At 74.4% G+C, this 18,125-nt stretch carries 15 protein-coding genes; all 15 read left to right on the top strand.

What is annotated here, in order from left to right:
* Positions 1–907 precede the first annotated feature (907 nt).
* The 15 genes from E8D34_RS18140 (at position 908) to E8D34_RS18070 (ending at position 18,018) form a co-directional block, all read left to right on the top strand.
* Complete coding sequence (locus E8D34_RS18140) at positions 908–1,375, top strand: hypothetical protein (RefSeq protein WP_136596076.1); 468 nt, start codon at positions 908–910, stop codon at positions 1,373–1,375.
* Between the two features lie 117 nt (positions 1,376–1,492).
* A complete protein-coding gene (locus tag E8D34_RS18135; RefSeq protein WP_136596075.1) occupies positions 1,493–3,025 on the top strand; it encodes a sodium-dependent transporter in 1,533 nt (510 codons plus the stop codon).
* Positions 3,022–3,150, top strand: coding sequence for a methionine/alanine import family NSS transporter small subunit (locus E8D34_RS18130; RefSeq protein WP_136596074.1), 129 nt, complete (start codon positions 3,022–3,024; stop codon positions 3,148–3,150). Before E8D34_RS18135 ends, E8D34_RS18130 begins: the two co-directional genes overlap by 4 nt.
* A gap of 669 nt (positions 3,151–3,819) precedes the next feature.
* A complete protein-coding gene (locus tag E8D34_RS18125; RefSeq protein ID WP_136596073.1) occupies positions 3,820–4,239 on the top strand; it encodes a TadE family protein in 420 nt (139 codons plus the stop codon).
* A 1-nt stretch (position 4,240) separates the two neighbouring features.
* On the top strand, positions 4,241–5,890 hold the full coding sequence (locus E8D34_RS18120; RefSeq protein WP_136596072.1) for a TadE/TadG family type IV pilus assembly protein: 1,650 nt from the start codon (positions 4,241–4,243) through the stop codon (positions 5,888–5,890).
* Between the two features lie 70 nt (positions 5,891–5,960).
* A complete protein-coding gene (gene cpaB, locus E8D34_RS18115; protein WP_136596071.1) occupies positions 5,961–6,737 on the top strand; it encodes a Flp pilus assembly protein CpaB in 777 nt (258 codons plus the stop codon).
* Positions 6,734–7,912: a P-loop NTPase gene (locus tag E8D34_RS18110; RefSeq protein ID WP_136596070.1), complete on the top strand. Its 1,179-nt coding sequence runs from the start codon at positions 6,734–6,736 to the stop codon at positions 7,910–7,912. The genes cpaB and E8D34_RS18110 overlap by 4 nt, the downstream gene beginning before the upstream one ends.
* Before the next feature lies 1 nt (position 7,913).
* On the top strand, positions 7,914–9,305 hold the full coding sequence (locus E8D34_RS18105) for a CpaF family protein (protein ID WP_136596069.1): 1,392 nt from the start codon (positions 7,914–7,916) through the stop codon (positions 9,303–9,305).
* Entirely contained in the window at positions 9,302–11,221 is a 1,920-nt protein-coding gene (locus E8D34_RS18100) for a type II secretion system F family protein (protein ID WP_136596068.1), read from the top strand. Before E8D34_RS18105 ends, E8D34_RS18100 begins: the two co-directional genes overlap by 4 nt.
* 1 nt (position 11,222) lies before the next feature.
* The gene (locus tag E8D34_RS18095) at positions 11,223–12,167 is read left to right on the top strand and encodes a type II secretion system F family protein (protein WP_136596067.1); all 945 of its coding nucleotides are present in this window, start codon (positions 11,223–11,225) and stop codon (positions 12,165–12,167) included.
* Positions 12,164–13,759 carry an ATP-binding protein gene (locus tag E8D34_RS18090; protein WP_136596066.1) on the top strand — a complete coding sequence of 532 codons (1,596 nt, stop codon included), beginning with the start codon at positions 12,164–12,166 and terminating at the stop codon, positions 13,757–13,759. The genes E8D34_RS18095 and E8D34_RS18090 overlap by 4 nt, the downstream gene beginning before the upstream one ends.
* Entirely contained in the window at positions 13,731–14,372 is a 642-nt protein-coding gene (locus tag E8D34_RS18085) for a response regulator transcription factor (RefSeq protein WP_136596065.1), read from the top strand. The genes E8D34_RS18090 and E8D34_RS18085 overlap by 29 nt, the downstream gene beginning before the upstream one ends.
* 302 nt (positions 14,373–14,674) lie before the next feature.
* On the top strand, positions 14,675–14,890 hold the full coding sequence (locus E8D34_RS20890) for a Flp family type IVb pilin (protein WP_168929516.1): 216 nt from the start codon (positions 14,675–14,677) through the stop codon (positions 14,888–14,890).
* A gap of 139 nt (positions 14,891–15,029) precedes the next feature.
* Complete coding sequence (locus E8D34_RS18075; RefSeq protein ID WP_136596063.1) at positions 15,030–15,215, top strand: Flp family type IVb pilin; 186 nt, start codon at positions 15,030–15,032, stop codon at positions 15,213–15,215.
* Between the two features lie 430 nt (positions 15,216–15,645).
* On the top strand, positions 15,646–18,018 hold the full coding sequence (locus E8D34_RS18070) for a glycoside hydrolase family 3 C-terminal domain-containing protein (RefSeq protein WP_136596062.1): 2,373 nt from the start codon (positions 15,646–15,648) through the stop codon (positions 18,016–18,018).
* Positions 18,019–18,125 lie beyond the last annotated feature (107 nt).

The raw sequence follows: 18,125 nt of genomic DNA, 5'->3' as shown, positions 1-18,125 counted from the left end.
GCCCGGATCGAGCGGCGTCCCGAAGAGATACGTCAGGCTCTCCAGGTCGAAGACGGCGCTCTCGGTCCGCCCCTCCGTCACCCGGTCCACCGAGACCCGGGCGCCGTCGACCACCCCGCCGACCACCCGCCGACCACCATCGAAGCGTCGCACCCCCGCGGGGCAGCACCGCCCAGCTCGACCGGCGGCAGACCCGCGCCGGCCGCGACCGGGGGCGGCACCACGCGCCCGTCCCCGCCTGCGACGCCCCGGCGGGCGCCGAACCCCCCGGCGGCGCCGACGGCGTCGCCGCAACGGTCGAGCCGCCGTACGGGAACGGCACGTCGAGCCGCAGCCGAGCGTCACCCTCGTTCGCGAGCCCGCGACCGAACGTCGTGCCGCCACCGGCCACCGGGACCATCGCGCCGGGCACGCAGCCGGCCACCCACACCGCCGCACCGCACGAGAACAGCCGGCTACGGATCCAGGGCGGCGGGACCCGCGACCAGTCGTCCGGGGTCGGCCACACGGTCTCGGCGAGGTCGGGGCTCGTCCACGCACTCGCGTCACCCGACCGTTCCTGCCACGCGACGAGCGACTCCCCCGACCTCAACGTGACCGCCGGCTCGACGTCCAGCCGATCACGACCACCACTGACGACGGCTCTGGCGACCACGGCGCCCCCCAGGCTCTCCCTCCCGGAGCTCGACCGTGGCCCCCGGCATCGCCCCCTCGACGAGGACGCTGCGACTCCAGCCGGTGAGCGGCCCGACGACCGCAGGCGTGCAGAGCGCCATCCGAGACCCCTGGGAGGACGCGGCGTCTGCCCTGGCGGCAGGCGCGCCGTGAGGCTCGACGCTGCTCCGCCGCCCGCAGGCCCGGCACCCCCCGGGACGAACGTCCCGGTCGGGCACTAGCGTGGCCGCCCATGAGCCCGCTCGGTCCCCCGCCCGACCGCCCACCCCAGCGCATCGACGAGAACCGGCGGCGGTACCTCGACGACATCAGCACCCGGATCCGCGCCGGGGAGCGGGAGGCGATGCTGCGGAACGTCGGCATCCAGGCGCTCTGGATCCTGGTGATCGTCGCTGGCGCCGGGGTCCCCCTCAGCGAGGCCGTCGGCGCCCCCGCGTGGGTCGCACCGACCCTCGGCTTCGTGGTGGTGGTCGCCGCCGGGGTGGAACGGGTCTTCGCCCGGACCACGACCGCGGCCGCCGCGCAGGAGGCGCTGCGGCGCGCGCTCGCCCGCGAGCAGCGCGCGTACGACGCCCGCGTCGGCGTCTACGCCGACGGCAGCGCCTTCGACCGGCTCGTCGACCGGTGCGAGCGGCTCATCGCCGACTACGACCGCACCATGGTGCAGTACGCCGGCTCGCTGGCGCGCCGCTCCGAGTAGCCGCCCCCCGGCGAGCACGCCGCCGGCACTCGGTGCCCGCCCCGTACCCCTTGCCTGGCCCCTCGTCGTGCACTAGTAGTGGAGGACCGGCCGACGCCGGACGAGGGAGGCGAGCCGATGACGGAGCCAGCCACGTCGGACCAGCACGAGCGCGGGTCCTTCGCGTCGCGCCGGGTGTTCATCCTGGCCGCCATCGGGTCGGCGGTCGGTCTGGGGAACATCTGGCGCTTCCCCTACGTCGCCTACGAGAATGGCGGCGGCGCGTTCGTCATCCCCTACCTGGTCGCCCTGCTGACGGCAGGGCTGCCGTTCCTGCTGATGGACTACGGCATCGGGCACCGCTACCGCGGCTCGGCCCCGCTCTCGTTCCGCCGGATGCACCGCGGCGGGGAGGTGCTCGGCTGGTGGCAGGTGGGGATCTGCGCGGTGATCGCGGTGTACTACGCGGTGATCATCGCCTGGGCGGTGCGCTACACCTTCTTCAGCTTCGACCACTCCTGGGGCGAGGACCCCAACGGCTTCTTCTTCGGCGACTTCCTCCAGGTCGCCGAGCAGCCGAGCGTCGGCCTCGACTTCGTGCCCGGCGTGCTGTGGCCGCTGCTGCTGGTCTGGATCGCGGTGCTGGTGATCATGGTGGCCGGCGTCCAGCGCGGCATCGGCGCCGTGGCGGTGGTCTTCATCCCGGTGCTGGTGGTGGCGTTCGCAGCACTGGTGGTGCGGGCGCTCTTCCTGCCCGGCGCCGCCGAGGGACTGGACGCGCTGTTCACGCCGGACTGGGGCGCGCTCGGCGACACCGCGGTCTGGGCAGCCGCCTTCGGCCAGATCTTCTTCTCCCTGTCCGTCGGCTTCGGGATCATGATCACGTACGCCTCCTACGTCGGCCGGCGCACCGACATGACCGGTTCGGGCCTGGTGGTGGGCTTCTCCAACTCCGCCTTCGAGCTGCTCGCCGGGATCGGCGTCTTCGCCGCGCTCGGGTTCCTGGCACAGGCCAACGGGGTGGCGGTGAACGAGGTCGCCAGCGACGGGCTGGGCCTGGCCTTCGTCGCTTTCCCCACGATCATCTCCGAGGCCCCGGCCGGCGCCCTGATCGGCGTGCTCTTCTTCGGCTGCCTGGTGCTGGCGGGCCTGACGTCGCTGGTCAGCGTCATCGAGGTGGTGATCTCCGCGGTGCGCGACAAGCTGGCGCTGACCCGGGTGGCGGCCTCGCTCGTCGTCGGCATCCCGACCGCCACGGTGAGCGTGGTCTTCTTCGCGACCACCACCGGCGTGCCGATCCTCGACACCGCCGACCACTTCATCAACCGGTTCGGCATCCTGCTGGTCGCGGTCTGCAGCATGGTCGCGGTCTCCTGGTGGTTCCGCGACCTGCACACGATCCGGGCCCACCTCAACGAGTTCGGCTCGTTCCCGCTGGGCACGTGGTGGTCCGCGCTGGTCGCCGTGCTCGCCCCGATCGTGCTCACCTACGTCCTGGTCCAGGAGCTGGTCGACGCGCTCGACGAGCCGTACGGCGGCTACCCCGACTGGCTGCTCAACTGGTTCGGCTGGGGAGCGGCGATCGGGGTGGTCCTGGTGGCGGCGGTGATCTCGGCTCTGCCCTGGAGCAGGAGAACGAGCCTGGAGATCCCCGAGGAGGTGCACCGATGAGCGCGACCGCGGTGATCATGATGATCGTGGCGATGCTGGTGATCTGGGGCGGCCTGGCGCTGGCCGTCCTCAACGTGATGCGCGCGGACCGCGAGGAGCCGCGGCGCACGATGCGCGACCTGTGAGCGCGCAGCGGCCGCGCTCGGAGCCCCGGTTCCCCGCGTCGCGGTGGCGCTTGCGGGGTCCGATCAGGTCGGCGACCACCTCGTCGACCGTCGACAGGGTCTCCTCGGCGAGCGACTGGGCGGCGGCCGGCTGCCGCAGCTCGTGCTCGACGCCCTAGCCAGTGGGCACTCGTCCCAGCCCACGGCGGAGGTGAACGAGGGGTCGGAGTCGTTGCCACGCACGCCCGAGTTGACCACCACGCGGCGACCGCCGTCGCGCTCGACCGCCCCGACCGCCCGACCGCGTAGTCGATGGCCGCGATGCCTTCTGGTGAGGGGATGTCGCCCACCACGATCGGCATCCGAACGTCTGTATCCGTCGACCGGGGAGGGTTCCGTCAGTCTGTGGGGCTCGGTCTGCTCGCGTCCGACAGTCGGCGCACCCTCGCCCCCGGCGGCTGACACGCGCACATGCGGTGTCGCAGACGACGTGCCCCGAACGCCCCGCCCCGACCGGCGCGGGGCGTTCGCCGCGCAGGATCACCGAGCCCGTCGCGGCCGCCCCGACCAACACGTGTCGCACATACTCCAGATTGAGTAACTGCCCGAGGCTTCGCTGAGGTCAGCCCTCCGGATCGCCGTTGACTCTCGCCCTGCCGGGCACCAGCTCGACTAGACCGGGGGGTAGAAGTGGTCTCACACGCCCATGCGAGGAACCGCCGCGAGCGCGGAGCCGCGGCGCTCGAGTTCGGGCTGATCGCGCCTATCCTCGTCATGCTGGTGATCGGGATCATCCAGTTCAGCCTGTGGTTCTGGGCCTGGCAGGTCGGCGGCCACGCGGCCCGAGAGGCGGCGCGGTACGCCGCGGTGCACCCGTGCGACAGCGCCGGCATCCAGGGCACGGCCAACGACCGGCTCACCGGCCCCCCGGTCGACAGCACCCCCGCGATCGGCGTCACCCGGAGCGCCAGCCCGCTCGAGGTCGGGGACGACATCACGGTGCGGGTCTCCTTCACGACCATCAACCTGCACTTCTTCCCGGGCTTCAGCGCGGGCGTGGACAAGAGCGCCACATCACGGGTCGAGAACCTGCCGGCCGGGGGGTGCTGAGATGGCTCCCGCGCGATCCCGCTCGCGCCGTCGCGACGAGCGCGGCGCAACCGCCGTCATCTTCGGGCTCCTGGCGGTGGTGCTGTTCGGCTTCGGTGCGCTGGCGGTCGACTTCGGACAGGCCTACGCGAAGAAATCTCTCCTCCAGACCGACGTCGACCTCGCGGTGATGGCGGCGGCGTCCGAGCTGACCGCGCCCGGGCCCTGCAACCCCGAGGTGATCAGCACCGCGGAGGAGTTTCTGAACAAGTCCGAGAACAGCGTGCCGGGCCAGGTCACCGTGGACCTCGGCAACGGGGCCAAGGAGGACGGGTACATCGAGTGCTCCGGCTGGAAGGTGAGTCTCTGGGCGCCCCAGGCGCACGTCGACTACACGCTCGGACGAGTGATCAGCTCCGAGGACGGCCTGGACGTGCAGGCGTACGCCGCCGCGCAGATCAGGTCCGCCGTGGCCGGCACCACGCTGCCGTTCTTCGCGGTCGATGGGTGCGACAGCGGCGCCCAGACCATCCGGGACTCGAGCGGTGCGACGACGGTCCCTACGGTGCCGCCGCTGACCCCGACCTCGGCGACGACCGTCAATGCCACCTTCACGATCAGCCCGACCAGCGTCCCCGCCGGGACCACCTCGGCCCAGATCACGCTGACCGGCAGCCAACTCAAGGACGTCGACGCTGTCACGTTCACGGGCGCAGCCGCGACGGACCACCAGCCGGTCACCGTGAACCCGCCGTCCTCCAGCAACTCGGGCCCGATCACGGTCACCGTGCCGTCCGCGGTGCTGGCCGCGGAAGGCGTCTGGTACGTCCGGGTGATGAAGGCCGGCGAGTACTCGGATACGTCGGACGCCCAGCCGTTCACGGTCGGCGACGAGCGGCTCTACTGCGACGATCGAAATCGAGGCAACTTCGGCACCCTCGACCTCCCCCGCAACGACACGAACAGCGGCAGCTGGCTCGCCTGGAACATGATCAAGGGCATCCAGCCGTCCCTGGCGACCCACCCGAGCGCCCCCTCGATAGCCGGTTGGACGTGCGACCACCAGCCCGGAAGCGTCGAGTCAGTGCATATTCCCGTCGACGGCACCAACTGCGTCGCCTCGAAGCCCGGGTTGGATCGGGCGGCGACCAACGACGGCCTCATCACCGGCTCGGGCGGGCTTCCCGGGCGCTTGGACGCCAACTCGACCAGCAACTGCAGCCGCAACCAGGACGACGGTCGTACACCCGGCGACGTCAACGGCAAGCACCTCAACGACGACCTGCTGACCTGCTTCATCACCAACGGCGCACACATCGGCGACCTGGTGGCGGGCAACTCGGTCGGCACCCAGGCCCTCTCCGCCGACATCTTTGCCTCCCCGCGGTTCCTCTGGCTCCCCGTCCTGGCCTCCGACGCGTCGAACGGCACGAAGTCCTGGCCGATCATCCGCTTCGTTCCGGGCTTCATCACCGACCAGGACCTCGCCGCGACCCGGACCTCGCCCGGCACCGTGAGCGCCCTTAACGGGATCGACGGCCGGCCCAGCGGGGTGGAGGAGGTGAGGGTCGTGCTCTTCAGCGAGAACGCCCTCCCCGAGTTCGCCCCCGCCCGCGGCGGCGAGGGCGAGTACACCGGCACCGGCCCCAAGGCCCTCGTCCTCGTCGAGTGACGACCGGACACCCACCACCGACCACCACCACACGAACCACCGAGCACCACCACAGGAGAAGGACACACCCATGGCACGACGAAGCATCCTCCTAGGCGTCGCCTTCCTGATCGCGGCGCTGGGCACGACCCTGGTCGTCCTCTACGTGCAAGGCATCGACGCCCGGGCCCGGGAGGGCCAGGAGATGGTGGAGGTGCTCGTCGCCAGCGACGTCATCAAGCCCGGCGAGTCCGTCGCGGACGCGCAGGGGGCCGGCAAGCTCGACAAGCAGGAGGTCGTCCGCGAGGCCCTCGCCGAGGGTGCGCTCGCCACGACCAGCTCCATCCGGGGCCAGGTCGCGCTCGGCACGATCTACCCCGGGCAGCAGATCATCGCCCAGCAGTTCGGGGAGGCCGGGGGCGAGGAGACGCTCACCATCCCCGACAACAAGCTGGCGGTGAGCGTCGAGCTCACCGATCCCGCGCGGGTCGCCGGCTTCGTGACGCCGGGCTCCCACGTGGCGATCTTCGTCTCCGCCGACCCCGAGCTGTACAAGCCCGACGGCACCACCCAGAAGCTGTCGCCGTTCACCGGGCTGCTGCTGCCCGACGTCCAGGTGATCGGCGTCGGCACCACGTCGGTGGCGGCGCGCACCACGAAGGACGAGGACGGGGAGACCACCGAGCAGGTGCCGCGGACGATCCTCACCGTCGCGGTCAACCAGAGCGAGGCGCAGCGGCTGATCTACGCCGCCCGCAACGGTGACGTCTCCTTCGCGCTGCGCAACGAGAAGTCCAAGGTGGCGGACGGCCCCGGCGTCACCGCCGCGGACGTGATGCCGGCTGCGTTCCCGGGAGTCCTGCGATGACCGCCGTGGTGGAGCGCGACCCGGGCCTGGCGGACCGCTTCCGCGCGGCCCTGGGTCCGGCGGCCACGGTGCTGCGCTCGGTGGAGGGCATCGACGACCACCTGCGCCAGCACCCGGACGAGTTCGCCGTGGTGCTCGGGCCGTCGGTCGACGACGCGACCGCGGCGCGGATCGCCGCGAGCCACCGGATCGCCCGGCCCACCCTGGGCGTCGTCCTGGTGCGGCCGGCCGTCGACAGCGGCGTCCTGGCCGAGGCGCTGCGCTCCGGCATGCGCGACGTCGTCGCGACGGGCGACGCCGAGGGCCTCGCCCGGGCGGTCGAGGATGCCCGGGCCCTCGCGGAGGCGATGACCCGGAGCGGCTCCGGCGCCCAGGCCCCGGCGACCCGGGACGGCCGCGTGCTGACCGTCTTCTCGACCAAGGGCGGGGTCGGCAAGAGCATGGTGGCGACCAACCTCGCCGCCGCGCTGGCGGGCCAGGGCCACCGGACGTGCGTCCTGGACCTCGACGTCGCCTGCGGCGACGTCGCGATCATGCTCCAGCTGACCCCGGCGCACACCCTCGCGGACCTGGCCGACCTCCGCGGCGAGCTGGACGCGAGCGCGGTGGCGTCCCTGCTCACCGGCCACTCGGAGGGGCTCTCGGTGCTCGCCGCCCCCGTCAAGCTCAGCGCGCCGCTGCCGCCGGACCGGGTCGGCGCCGTGCTGGAGACGCTCCGGACGATGTTCGACGTCGTGGTGGTGGACACCGCCGCGGCCTTCGACGACCTCAGCGTGCAGGCGCTGGACCGCAGCGACACCGTGGTGCTCGTCGGCACCCCCGACGTCCCGGCCCTGAAGAGCCTGAAGCTGACGGCGGGGACGCTCGACCTCCTCAACGTCCCCCGCGAGCGCTGGCGGCTGCTGCTGAACCGGGCCGAGCCGAAGGTCGGCCTCGCGGCGTCGGAGTTCGAGGACACGCTCGGCCTGAAGGTCTCCGCCAGCCTCCCGAGCAGCCGCGACGTCCTGGCCGCCGTCAACCGCGGCGAGGCCGTCGTCCGCGCCAAGCGGGGCCACCAGGTCGGCAAGGCCCTCACGGCCTTCGCTGCTTCGCTGGCACCCGTCCCCGCACCGGAGGCAGCGAGCGGGCCCGCGCCCGCGGGTCGACGGTCTCGCCGCACCAGGAAGGTGAGCTGACATGTCCATCTCCGACCGCATCTTCGCCGCGCAGGACGGCCGCAACGCGACCGCGTCGCCCGCGGAGCCGAGCCCCGCCGTCCCCACGGCCGCGGCGCGGCCCGTCGTCGGGGTCCGCGACCCGTTCGCCGACCTCAAGCGGATCGTCCACGCGAACCTGGTCAGCACCCTCGGCCCGAAGCTCTACGACATCGACATGACGCAGAGCGAGCTGGAGACACAGGTCCACGCCGCGCTCCAGAGCGCGGTGGCCGCGACGGACCGGCCGATGTCGGGCTCGGACCGCCGCCGGATCACCCAGGAGATCGCGGACGACATCCTCGGCTACGGGCCCCTCGAGCCGCTCCTGCGCGACCCCGACCTCACGGAGATCATCGTCAACGGCGCCCACGAGATCTACGTCGAGCGGGAGGGCCGGCTGGTCGCGGTCGACGCGTCGTTCGCCGACGAGGCGCACCTGCGGCGGACGATCGACAAGATCGTCGGCAGGGTGGGCCGCCGCGTCGACGAGACCAGCCCGATGGTGGACGCCCGCCTCGCCGACGGCAGCCGGGTGAACGCCGTGATCCCGCCGCTCGCGCTGGACGGGTCGAAGCTGACCATCCGGAAGTTCGCCGTCGACCCGTTCACCGCCGACGACCTCGTCGCGTTCGGGACGCTCACCGCACCGGCCGCCCGCCTGCTCGAGGCCTGCGTGCGGGGGCGGCTCAACGTCCTCGTCTCGGGCGGCACCGGCGCCGGCAAGACCACCACCCTCAACGTGCTCTCGGGCTTCATCCCGAGCGACGAGCGGATCGTGACGATCGAGGACGCCGCGGAGCTGCGGCTGCACCAGACCCACGTGGCCCGGCTCGAGTCCCGCCCGGCCAACATCGAGGGCAAGGGCGCGATCACCGTCCGCGACCTGGTGCGGAACTCGCTGCGGATGCGCCCGGACCGGGTCGTCGTCGGCGAGATCCGCGACGCCGCGGCCCTCGACATGCTCCAGGCGATGAACACCGGCCACGACGGCTCGCTGTCGACCGTGCACGCCAACAGCCCGCGCGACGCGCTCGCCCGCGTCGAGACCATGGTGATGATGGCCGGCTTCGACCTGCCCGTCCGGGCGATCCGCGAGCAGGCGTCGAGCGCGATCGACGTGATCATCCAGCAGAGCCGGCTCAAGGACGGCAGCCGGCGGATCACGGCGATCACCGAGGTGGTCGGCATGGAGGGCGACGTGATCACGCTCCAGGACATCTTCCGCTTCGACTTCGGTGCCGGCTTCGACGACGCGGGGCGGGTGCGGGGCGCGCTCCGCCCGACCGGGCTCCGGCCGCGGTTCATCGACCGCCTGGCCGACCACAACGTGCACGTCGATCCGCTCCTCTTCGCGCTGGGGGCCGGGCAGTGACCGGGCGCTCGGCCCGCCGCGCGAGGCTGGTCCCGGTCGGCGCGGCGGTCGGCGCGGCCGCCGCGCTCGCCCTGGCCGGCCCGGCGACGGCGGCCGACGGCGGCCTCGACATCGACCACGTCGAGGTGGCGCCCGACGGCACGGTCTCGGCGGTCGTCGGGATCGACGCCGCCGGCGGCGCCGCGGCGTCCGACCTCGCGACCGTCGAGGTGACCGTCGACGGCGAGGCGGTGGACGCCTCCGCCGAGACGATCGCCGCCGGGGACGTCGGCCGCACCACCGTGCTGGCCATCGACGCGAGCGACAGCATGCGGGGCGCCCGCCTCGCCGCCGCCGAGGCCGCGGCGCTCGCGTTCCTCGACGCGGCGCCGGCCGACGTGCGGATCGGCCTGGTCACCTTCGCCGACCGCCCGCAGCAGGTGGTCGCCCCGACCACCGACCACGGGGCCCTCGCCGAGGCGATCGGGGCCATCGAGCTGACCCGCGGCACGCACGTCTACGACGCGGTCGCCTCCGCCGTCGCCCTCGCCGGCGACGACGGCGCCCGCTCCGTGCTCCTGCTCTCCGACGGCCGCGACCAGGGCGGCGGCGCCACCCTCGACGACGCGGTGGCCGCCGCCACCGGCGCCGGCGTGGTCGTCGACGTCGTCGCGCTCGACGGGGGCGCCCACGACCGGGCCGCGCTCGCCCCGGTGGCCGCGGCCAGCGGGGGCGACGTCGTCCCGGCGTCGGCCCCCGGCGAGCTCGAGGCGCTCTTCACCGCCCAGGCGGACGCCCTCGCGCACCAGGTGCTGGTGACTTTCCCCCGGCCCGACGGCGCCGGCGCCGAGGCGCGGGTCGAGGTCGCCCTGACGCTCGGCGCGGAACCCGCCAGCGACGCGGCGTTCGTCCCCCTGGGCGAGCAAGCATCGGGCGGCGCGACGCGTGGCTCCTCCCCCACCCGGCCGCTGGTCGGCCCGGACGCGCTGCTGCTCGGCGCCGGGGCGCTCGGGCTGGGGCTGGCCGGCATCCTGGCGGTCGTGCTCGCGGGCCGCGGCGGCCCCACGGACGCGCAGCGCCGGATCGCCGCCCTGCTCGGCGAGGGCCCGGCCACCCCGAGCGGCCCGGGCGGAGCGACCGCGGACGGCCTGCGGGCCTCCGCGGTCGGCGCGGCCGAGCGGGTGGTCCGGGGCGACTTCGGGGCCAGGCTCGCGCAGCGCCTCACCGGCGCCGCCGTCTCGTTCACCCCCGCCGAGTGGGTCCTGCTCAACGCCGGCACCGCGGTGGCGGCCGCCACCGTCGGCTTCGCGATCGGCGGCGCGGCGCTGGCGGTGCTCGCCCTGGCCGGGGGCGCCGCCGGCCCCGAGGCCTACCTCCGGTTCCGGCACTCCCGACGGCTGCGCGCCTTCGCCGCCCAGCTCCCCGAGACCCTCACGCTGATGTCCGGCGGCCTCAGCGCCGGGCTCTCGCTGGCGCAGGCGGTCGACACGGTGGTCCGCGAGGGCCAGGAGCCCATGGCCGGCGAACTGCGCCGGGCCCTGGCCGAGCACCGCCTCGGGGTCGGCATCGAGGACGCGCTCGACGGGGTCGCCGACCGGATGGGCAGCGAGGACTTCGCGTGGCTCGTGATGGCCGTCCGCATCCAGCGCGAGGTGGGCGGCAACCTGGCCGAGATCCTCACCACGGTCGCGGAGACCCTCCGCGAGCGCGAGTACCTGCGCCGCCAGGTGCAGACCCTGAGCGCCGAGGGGCGCCTCTCGGCCTGGATCCTCGGGGCGCTGCCGGTGGCGATGCTCTGCTACATGCTGGTCGCCAACCGCGACTTCGCCCGCCCGCTCTACACGGAGGCGCTCGGGCTGGCCTTCCTCGGCGGCGCCGCCGTCCTGCTGGCGGTAGGGGCCTTCGTGATGTCGCGCATGGTGAAGGTGGAGGTATGAGATGTCCCCAGCCCTGATGCTCCTCCTTGGCGGGGGCCTGATCCTCGCCGGGACGACGCTGGTCCTGGTGCTGGTCGGCGGGATCGCCGCCGAACGGGCCGCCGTGGGCCGCTCCCTGGCCGCCGTCCGGGCCATCGACGCGGCCCCCGCCGAGTTGAAGGCGGAGGTGGAGCGGCCGTTCGCGGAGCGGGTGATCGCCCCGCTCGGCGGCCAGGTCGTCGGGTTGGGCCGCCGCCTGGTCCGCGCCGACGCCGCGGAGCGGCTCCAGCACCAGCTGGACGTGGCGGGCAACCCGCCCGGCTGGGACGTCACCCGGATCATCGGCACGAAGGCGCTCGCCGCCGTCGTGCTGACCATCCTGGGCCTGGTCTGGGCGGCAGCAACCGGCCTGCCGGCACTCCAGACAATGGTGCTGGTGGCCGCCGCCGGCGCCTTCGGCTTCGTGCTCCCGAACATCCTCCTCTACAACGCCGGGACCAAGCGGGAGCAGCGGATGCAGCGCGCGCTGCCGGACGCGCTCGACCTGATGACCGTCTCGGTCGAGGCGGGCCTGGCCTTCGACGCCGCGCTGGACCGGGTGGTCCGGCACACCACCGGCCCCCTCGCCCAGGAGTTCGCCCGGCTGCTCCAGGAGATGCAGATCGGCGTCGGGCGCACGGAGGCTATGCGGGCGATGGCGGAGCGCACCACCCTCGCCGACCTCCGCTCGTTCAGCCTCGCCATCGTCCAGGCCGACCAGCTCGGCGTGCCGATCGGCCGGGTGCTGCGGGTGCAGAGCAGGGAGATGCGGACCAAGCGCCGGCAGCGGGCCGAGGAGAAGGCGATGAAGGTCCCCGTGAAGATCGTCGTCCCGCTGGTGCTCTTCATCCTCCCCTGCCTCTTCCTCATCATCGGCGGACCCGCGGCGATCCAGGTCATCAAGGGCTTCGGAGGTCTCGGAGGATGAGGCGTCTTCTCGCCTCGGACGACAGCCGAATCGAGGGGACCGTCGAGGGCGCCGCGGTCCTCACCTGGCGGGTCACCACGGCCGTCCGGGCCTTCGTCCTGGCGTTCGCCACCGGCCAGGTGCTGAGCACGAGCCAGCTCGCCCTCGACGGGCCACGGCTGGCCCTGCTCGTCGCCCTCGCCGCCGCCTGCTGCGTGGCGGAGCTCGACCCGCGGTTGCGCGCCGCGCCGGCGATCACATACGCCGAGGGTGCGCTGGCCGGCGCGCTGGTGCTCGCCCCCGGTGCCGGTGCCACGCCGCTCCTGGTCTGCTTGGCCGGGCCTGCCGTGGTGGCCGGCCTCCGGCACGGGCTCCGGGCGGCCCTCCTCACGGTCGCCGCCACGGGCGCCGTCGTGGCAGCCGCGGGCCCGTTGCCGGCGGTCGCACCGCCGACCGCGGACGCCTGGGGCTGGCTGGTGCTCGGCCTCGGCGGCGGCCTGCTCGGGGCCGGCCAGAGCCGTTCCGCCCGGCGTGCGGAGGCCGCCCAGGAGTCGTACGCCGCGGCCCACCGGCTGCTCGGCCAGCTCCACTCCCTGGTGCAGCGCCACGCGATGAACCTCGACCCCACGTCGCTGGCCGACGCGCTGCGCCGGCGGGTGGAGCGCCTGACCGACGCGGAGGGCTGCACCGTCTGGGTGCGGCTCGCCACCCAGGAGATCGAGCTGCTCAGCGGGCGCGGCGCGCCCCCCGAGCACGAGGAGCTCGCCGGGCGGTGCCTCGGCGGCGGGAGCGCGCGGAGAAGCGCAGGCCTCGCGGCCGTCCCGCTGCGGGTCGGCGACCACGTCTTCGGGGCGGTGGTGGCCAGCTCCCGGGACCCGCGCCGCGAGCCGCCGCTCCCGCTCCTCCAGGCCCAGGTCGACGAGCACGCGATCCGCCTCGACACCGCCCTCCTGGTGGACGGGGTCCGCGCCTCGGCCACCGACGCCGAGCGGCGCCGCCTGGCCCGGGAGATCCACGACGGGGTCGCCCAGCGCGTGGTGGCGCTCGGCTACCTGGCCGAGGACCTGATCGACCTGGCCAGCGACCCGGCCGTGGCCGGGGCGGCCGAGGAGCTGCGCGCCGAGGTGTCGCGGGTGGTCGGCGAGCTCCGCTTCTCCGTCTTCGACCTGCGCCAGGGGCTGCACGCGGCCGGCGCCGCCGAGGCGATCTCCGAGTACGTCCGCCAGCTCGGCCGGCGCAGCGACCTGCGCGTCCACCCGCTCCTCGACGAACGCCGGCGGCTGCCGGCCCGGGTCGAGGGCGAGGTCATCCGGGTCGCCCAGGAGGCGATCGCCAACGCCGCCCGGCACGCGGGCGCGGCCAACCTGTGGGTGCGGTTCCGCGCCGACGACGCCGGTTTCAGGCTGGCGGTGGAGGACGACGGGGCGGGCGCGCCGCTGCCCCGTCCCGGCCACTACGGCCTGCACACCATGCGCGAGCGCGCGGATCGGATCGGCGCCGACCTCTCCGTCGGCCCGCGCCCCGGCGGCGGGACCGTGGTCCGGCTGCGCTCGAGCAACGCGCCCCACCGAGAGGACGACCCCCATGACGACCCGCGTCTTGCTCGCCGATGACCACGAGCTGATCCGCCAGGGCCTCGCCCGGGCGGTCGAGCGCGAGGGCGACATGGAGGTGGTCGGCCACGCGGGCTCGGTCGCGGAGGCGCTCGCCGCGTGGCGGGCGCTGCGGCCCGACGTCGTGGTCACGGACCTCCAGCTCCCCGACGGCAGCGGGCTCGACGTCGTGCGCAGCGTCCGGGCGGAGTCGGAGCGGGTCGGGATCGTGGTCCTCACCATGCACACCGGCGACGCGCAGGTCTTCGCCGCCATGGAGGCGGGCGCGTCGGCGTTCCTCGGCAAGGAGAGCCGGGGCGCGGAGGTGGTGAGCACCGCCCGGCACAGCGCGACGGCGCCGCGGGCCTTCCTCTCGCCGGGGCTGACCCGGAGCGTCCTGCGGCGCGAGGCCGTCGCCTCGACCCGCCTCACCGCCCGCGAGCGGGAGATCCTCAGGCTGGTCGCGGACGGGCTCGGGACCGCCGACATCGCCCGCCGCGCCCACCTGGGCGAGTCGACGGTCAAGACCCACCTCAACCGCGTCTACCGCAAGCTCGGGGTCGCCAACCGGACCCAGGCGCTGGCCGCCGCCGTCCGGCTGGGGCTGCTGCTCGACCACGCCGCGGGCGGCTGAGCGGTCTCTCCGACGGCCCCACCGACAGACGGATCAACGGACGCAGCCGCGTGCCGACGGGCACGCGGCTGGGTGCATTTCGGCGTGCCGGCTGGGCGGCGTCCGAACCTCGGCGCGGGCCCATGGCGGACACCCCGGGCGGACCAGCGCGACCTAGTCCGAACGGGCTACGCCGATCGAGACCCGGGGTGGACTCCCCGCCCGCGCGGCGGGCGAAGGATGGGACCAGAAGGGTCCCAGTGGGGGGCTCGAGGGGCGGCCGCGGGGGACGCGACCGCCTCGCATTCGAAAGGGACAATCCGATGCTCGAGAAGCTCCAGTTCATGGCCATCATGTTCGTCGGCGACCTCAAGACCCGGGCGGAGCGTGGCGAGCGCGGCGCCACCGCCGTGGAGTACGGCCTGATGATCGCCCTCATCGCTGCCGCCATCATGGTCACCGTCGGACTGCTCGGTGGACAGCTCAACACCCTGTTCACGAGCGTCCTGACCAAGCTCGGTGGCACCGCCCCCAGCTGATCCAGCGAGGAACCGATACGGACCGGGTCGGCGCCCATCGGTGCCGGCCTGGTCCCGTCTCGACCAAGCCAACGAGGACCCGGCCCAGGGTCCGCCGATGCGAAGGGAGGCCGGACCGATGACCGAGAGGCTCCAACTGATGGCGCTCGCGCTCGTCAGCGGCCTCAGGGCCAGGGCGGGGTGCGCCGGCCGAGGCGCCACCGCCGTGGAGTACGCACTGTTGGTCACTTTTGTCGCCGCCGCCATCGTCGGCGCCGTCACCGCGATCGGCACATGGCTCGGCCTCACGTTCAACGACCTCGTGGCGAGGTGGCCGGCCCACTGACGGGTACGCCGAAGGCCGGTGCCGCTCACCCGAGCGACACCGGCCGTCGTCACGTCCGGGCCCGCGGCGGCCGGCCTCCGCGACGCCCCGGCCCGCCACCTCGAGTCGGCGCGGGGCCGGTGCGCGCAGTCGACCGCAATCTGCCGGTCGCTCTCCCCGTGCACGATCAGGAACGGCGTGATCGGGTCGATCACGCCGTTCAGGCGCACGACCTCGGCGTAGGGGATTTCCCGACGCCGTCGAAGCCCCCAGACCCACAACACGTGCTCCCGGTAGTGCGGGACGGGGTTCTCCCTCCGGCGGCAGGCCCTTCCTCTGCACCTCTCCCCCATGGTGGTCGGCGCCCGGCGGTGGCGCGGGCCGCCCGCGTCCGAGCGGACCCGCGACCGCGCGCGACCACCGACCAACCACGGGGTGGCACGGTGGGGCCATGGGCGAGCTGAGCGACGACGACCTCTCCGAACGGGTGGCGCGGCTGCCACTGGAGCGCAAGGTCCGGCTGCTGACCGGGGCGAGCATGTTCACGCTCCGCGGGGAGGAGGCGGTCGGGCTGGCGCCGATGGCGTTCTCCGACGGCCCGACCGGCGTCCGCGGGCTCGAGTTCACCGGCGGCCCGCTGACCTGCCTCTTCCCGAACGCGACCCTGCTGGCCTCCTCCTGGCGCCGCGAGACCGCCGCCGAGGTCGGTCGCCTGCTCGCCGAGGAGGCCGAGCGCCAGCGCATCCACGTGGTGCTCGGCCCCACGGTCAACCTGCACCGCAGCCCGCTCGGCGGCCGCCTCTTCGAGGCCTACTCCGAGGACCCGCTGCTCACCGGCGTGCTCGCGGCGGCGTACGTCGCCGGGCTGCAGGAGCGGGGCGTCGGGGCGTGCGTGAAGCACCTGGTCGCCAACGAGTCCGAGACCGACCGGACCTCCGTGGACAGCGTCGTGGACGAGCGGACGCTGCGGGAGGTGTACCTGCTCCCCTTCGAGATCGCGGTGCAGGACGCCGACCCGTGGTCGGTGATGGCCGCCTACAACGACGTCAACGGCGTGCCCGCGACCGAGCAGGACGACGTGGTCAACCGGATCCTCAAGGGCGAGTGGGGCTGGACCGGCCTGGTGATGTCGGACTGGTTCGCCACGACGTCGGCCGCGCCGGCCGCGAACGGCGGCCTCGACCTGGTGATGCCCGGCCCGACCGGCCCCTGGGGTCCTGCCCTGGTCGCCGCCGTCGAGGCCGGCGAGGTCGCGGAGTCCGTGGTCGACGACCACCTGCGCCGGCTGTTGCGGCTCGCCGGCCGGGTCGGCGCCCTCGACGAGCCGCGGACCTGGCGCGAGGACGTGCCCCACCCCGGCGGACCGGAGCGTCGCGAGCAGCTGACCCGGCTCGCCGCCGACGGCATGACGGTGCTCGCCAACGACGGCACGCTGCCCCTCGCGCGAGACGTCCGGATCGCGCTGATCGGGCGCCCGGCGCTGGAGACCACCTGCATGGGCGGCGGCTCGGCGTCGGTCCGCGCACCGCACCAGGTCAGCATCGCCGAGGGCCTCACCGGTGCCACCGACCGCGTCGCGGTGGTCGACGGCGTCGACGTCCGGAGCCGCCCGCGACCGGGCCGCGACGGGATGCGGGTCCGCCTGTACGGCGCCTCCGGAACGCTGCTCGACGACCGCCACTCGGAGGAGGCGAGGACGATCATCGGGATGCACGGCGAGGCGCTGGCCGAGCCGGTCGCCCGGGTCGAGCTGTCCGCCCCGCTGCCCGCCGGGCGCCTGCGGATCGGCGTGCTGGGGGTGGCCCACGCGCGGATCACCGCCGGCGACGCCTCGTTCGAGGTGACCCTCGACGCGGTCTCGGACGACGTCGGCGCCGACGTGCTGCGGCCGCCGGGTTGGCAGACCGACGTGGTGCTGCCCGAGCCGGCCGAGCTGGTCGCCGAGCTGACCGGCCGCGAGATGGTGGCGGTCGGCCTGGTCGCGGAGCCCACGCCGCCCACCGACGACGACGCGATCGCCGCCGCGGTGGCCGCGGCCCGGGAGGCGGACGTCGCCGTCGTGGTCGTCGGGCTCACCGAGGAGCAGGAGACCGAGGTGGCCGACAAGTCGACGCTGGCGCTGCCCGGCCGCCAGGACGAGCTGGTCGCGGCCGTCGCCGCCGCGGCCGCCCGCACCGTGGTGGTGGTCAACGCGGCCACCCCGGTGCTGATGCCGTGGCGCGACGAGGTCGACGCGATCCTCTGGGCCGGGCTGCCCGGGCAGGAGGGCGGGCATGCCGTGGCCGCGGCGCTGCTCGGCGCCATCGAGCCGGCCGGGCGGCTGGTCACCTCGTTCCCGGCCGCCGACGGCGCGGCACCGGCGTGGGAGGTGGTGCCGACCGACGGGCGGCTCGTCTACGACGAGGGCGTCTTCGTGGGCTACCGCGGGTACGCCGCCCGGCGGGCGCCCGCGCCGGCGTACTGGTTCGGGCACGGTCTCGGCTACGGCTCCTGGGAGTACGGCGAGGTGACGCTCGACGACGGGCTGCTCTCGGTCGACCTGACGAACACCTCGCCGCGGGCCTCGCGCGAGGTGGTGCAGGTCTACCTCCAGCCGGACCCGGCGGACGCCGACGACCAGCCGGTCCGGCTGGTCGGCTGGACGACCGTCGACCTCGACGCCGGCGAGCGCCGCGACGTCGACGTCGCCCTCGACCCCCGCGCGCTGCGCACCTGGGCCGACGGGAGGTGGTCCCGGCTCACGGGCGGCCGACTGCTGGTCGCGCGGGGCCTCGGCGACCTCCGCGGCGAGGTGCCGTACAGCCCGCCGCCACCGGGCCGCTGAGGGTCCCTGGGGGCCCCTGAGTCCGTCAGGTCGCGGGCGCAACGGCCCGCCGGCCGAGGCCTGGGACCCTGGCCGTCCGCTCCGTGGAGGCCCGACGCTGGAGATGG

Source organism: Nocardioides sp. GY 10113 (assembly GCF_004919105.1).
Lineage (GTDB): Bacteria > Actinomycetota > Actinomycetes > Propionibacteriales > Nocardioidaceae > Nocardioides.
Note: the sequence above shows the minus strand (reverse complement) of the source record. Positions and strands in the feature narration are given on the sequence as shown.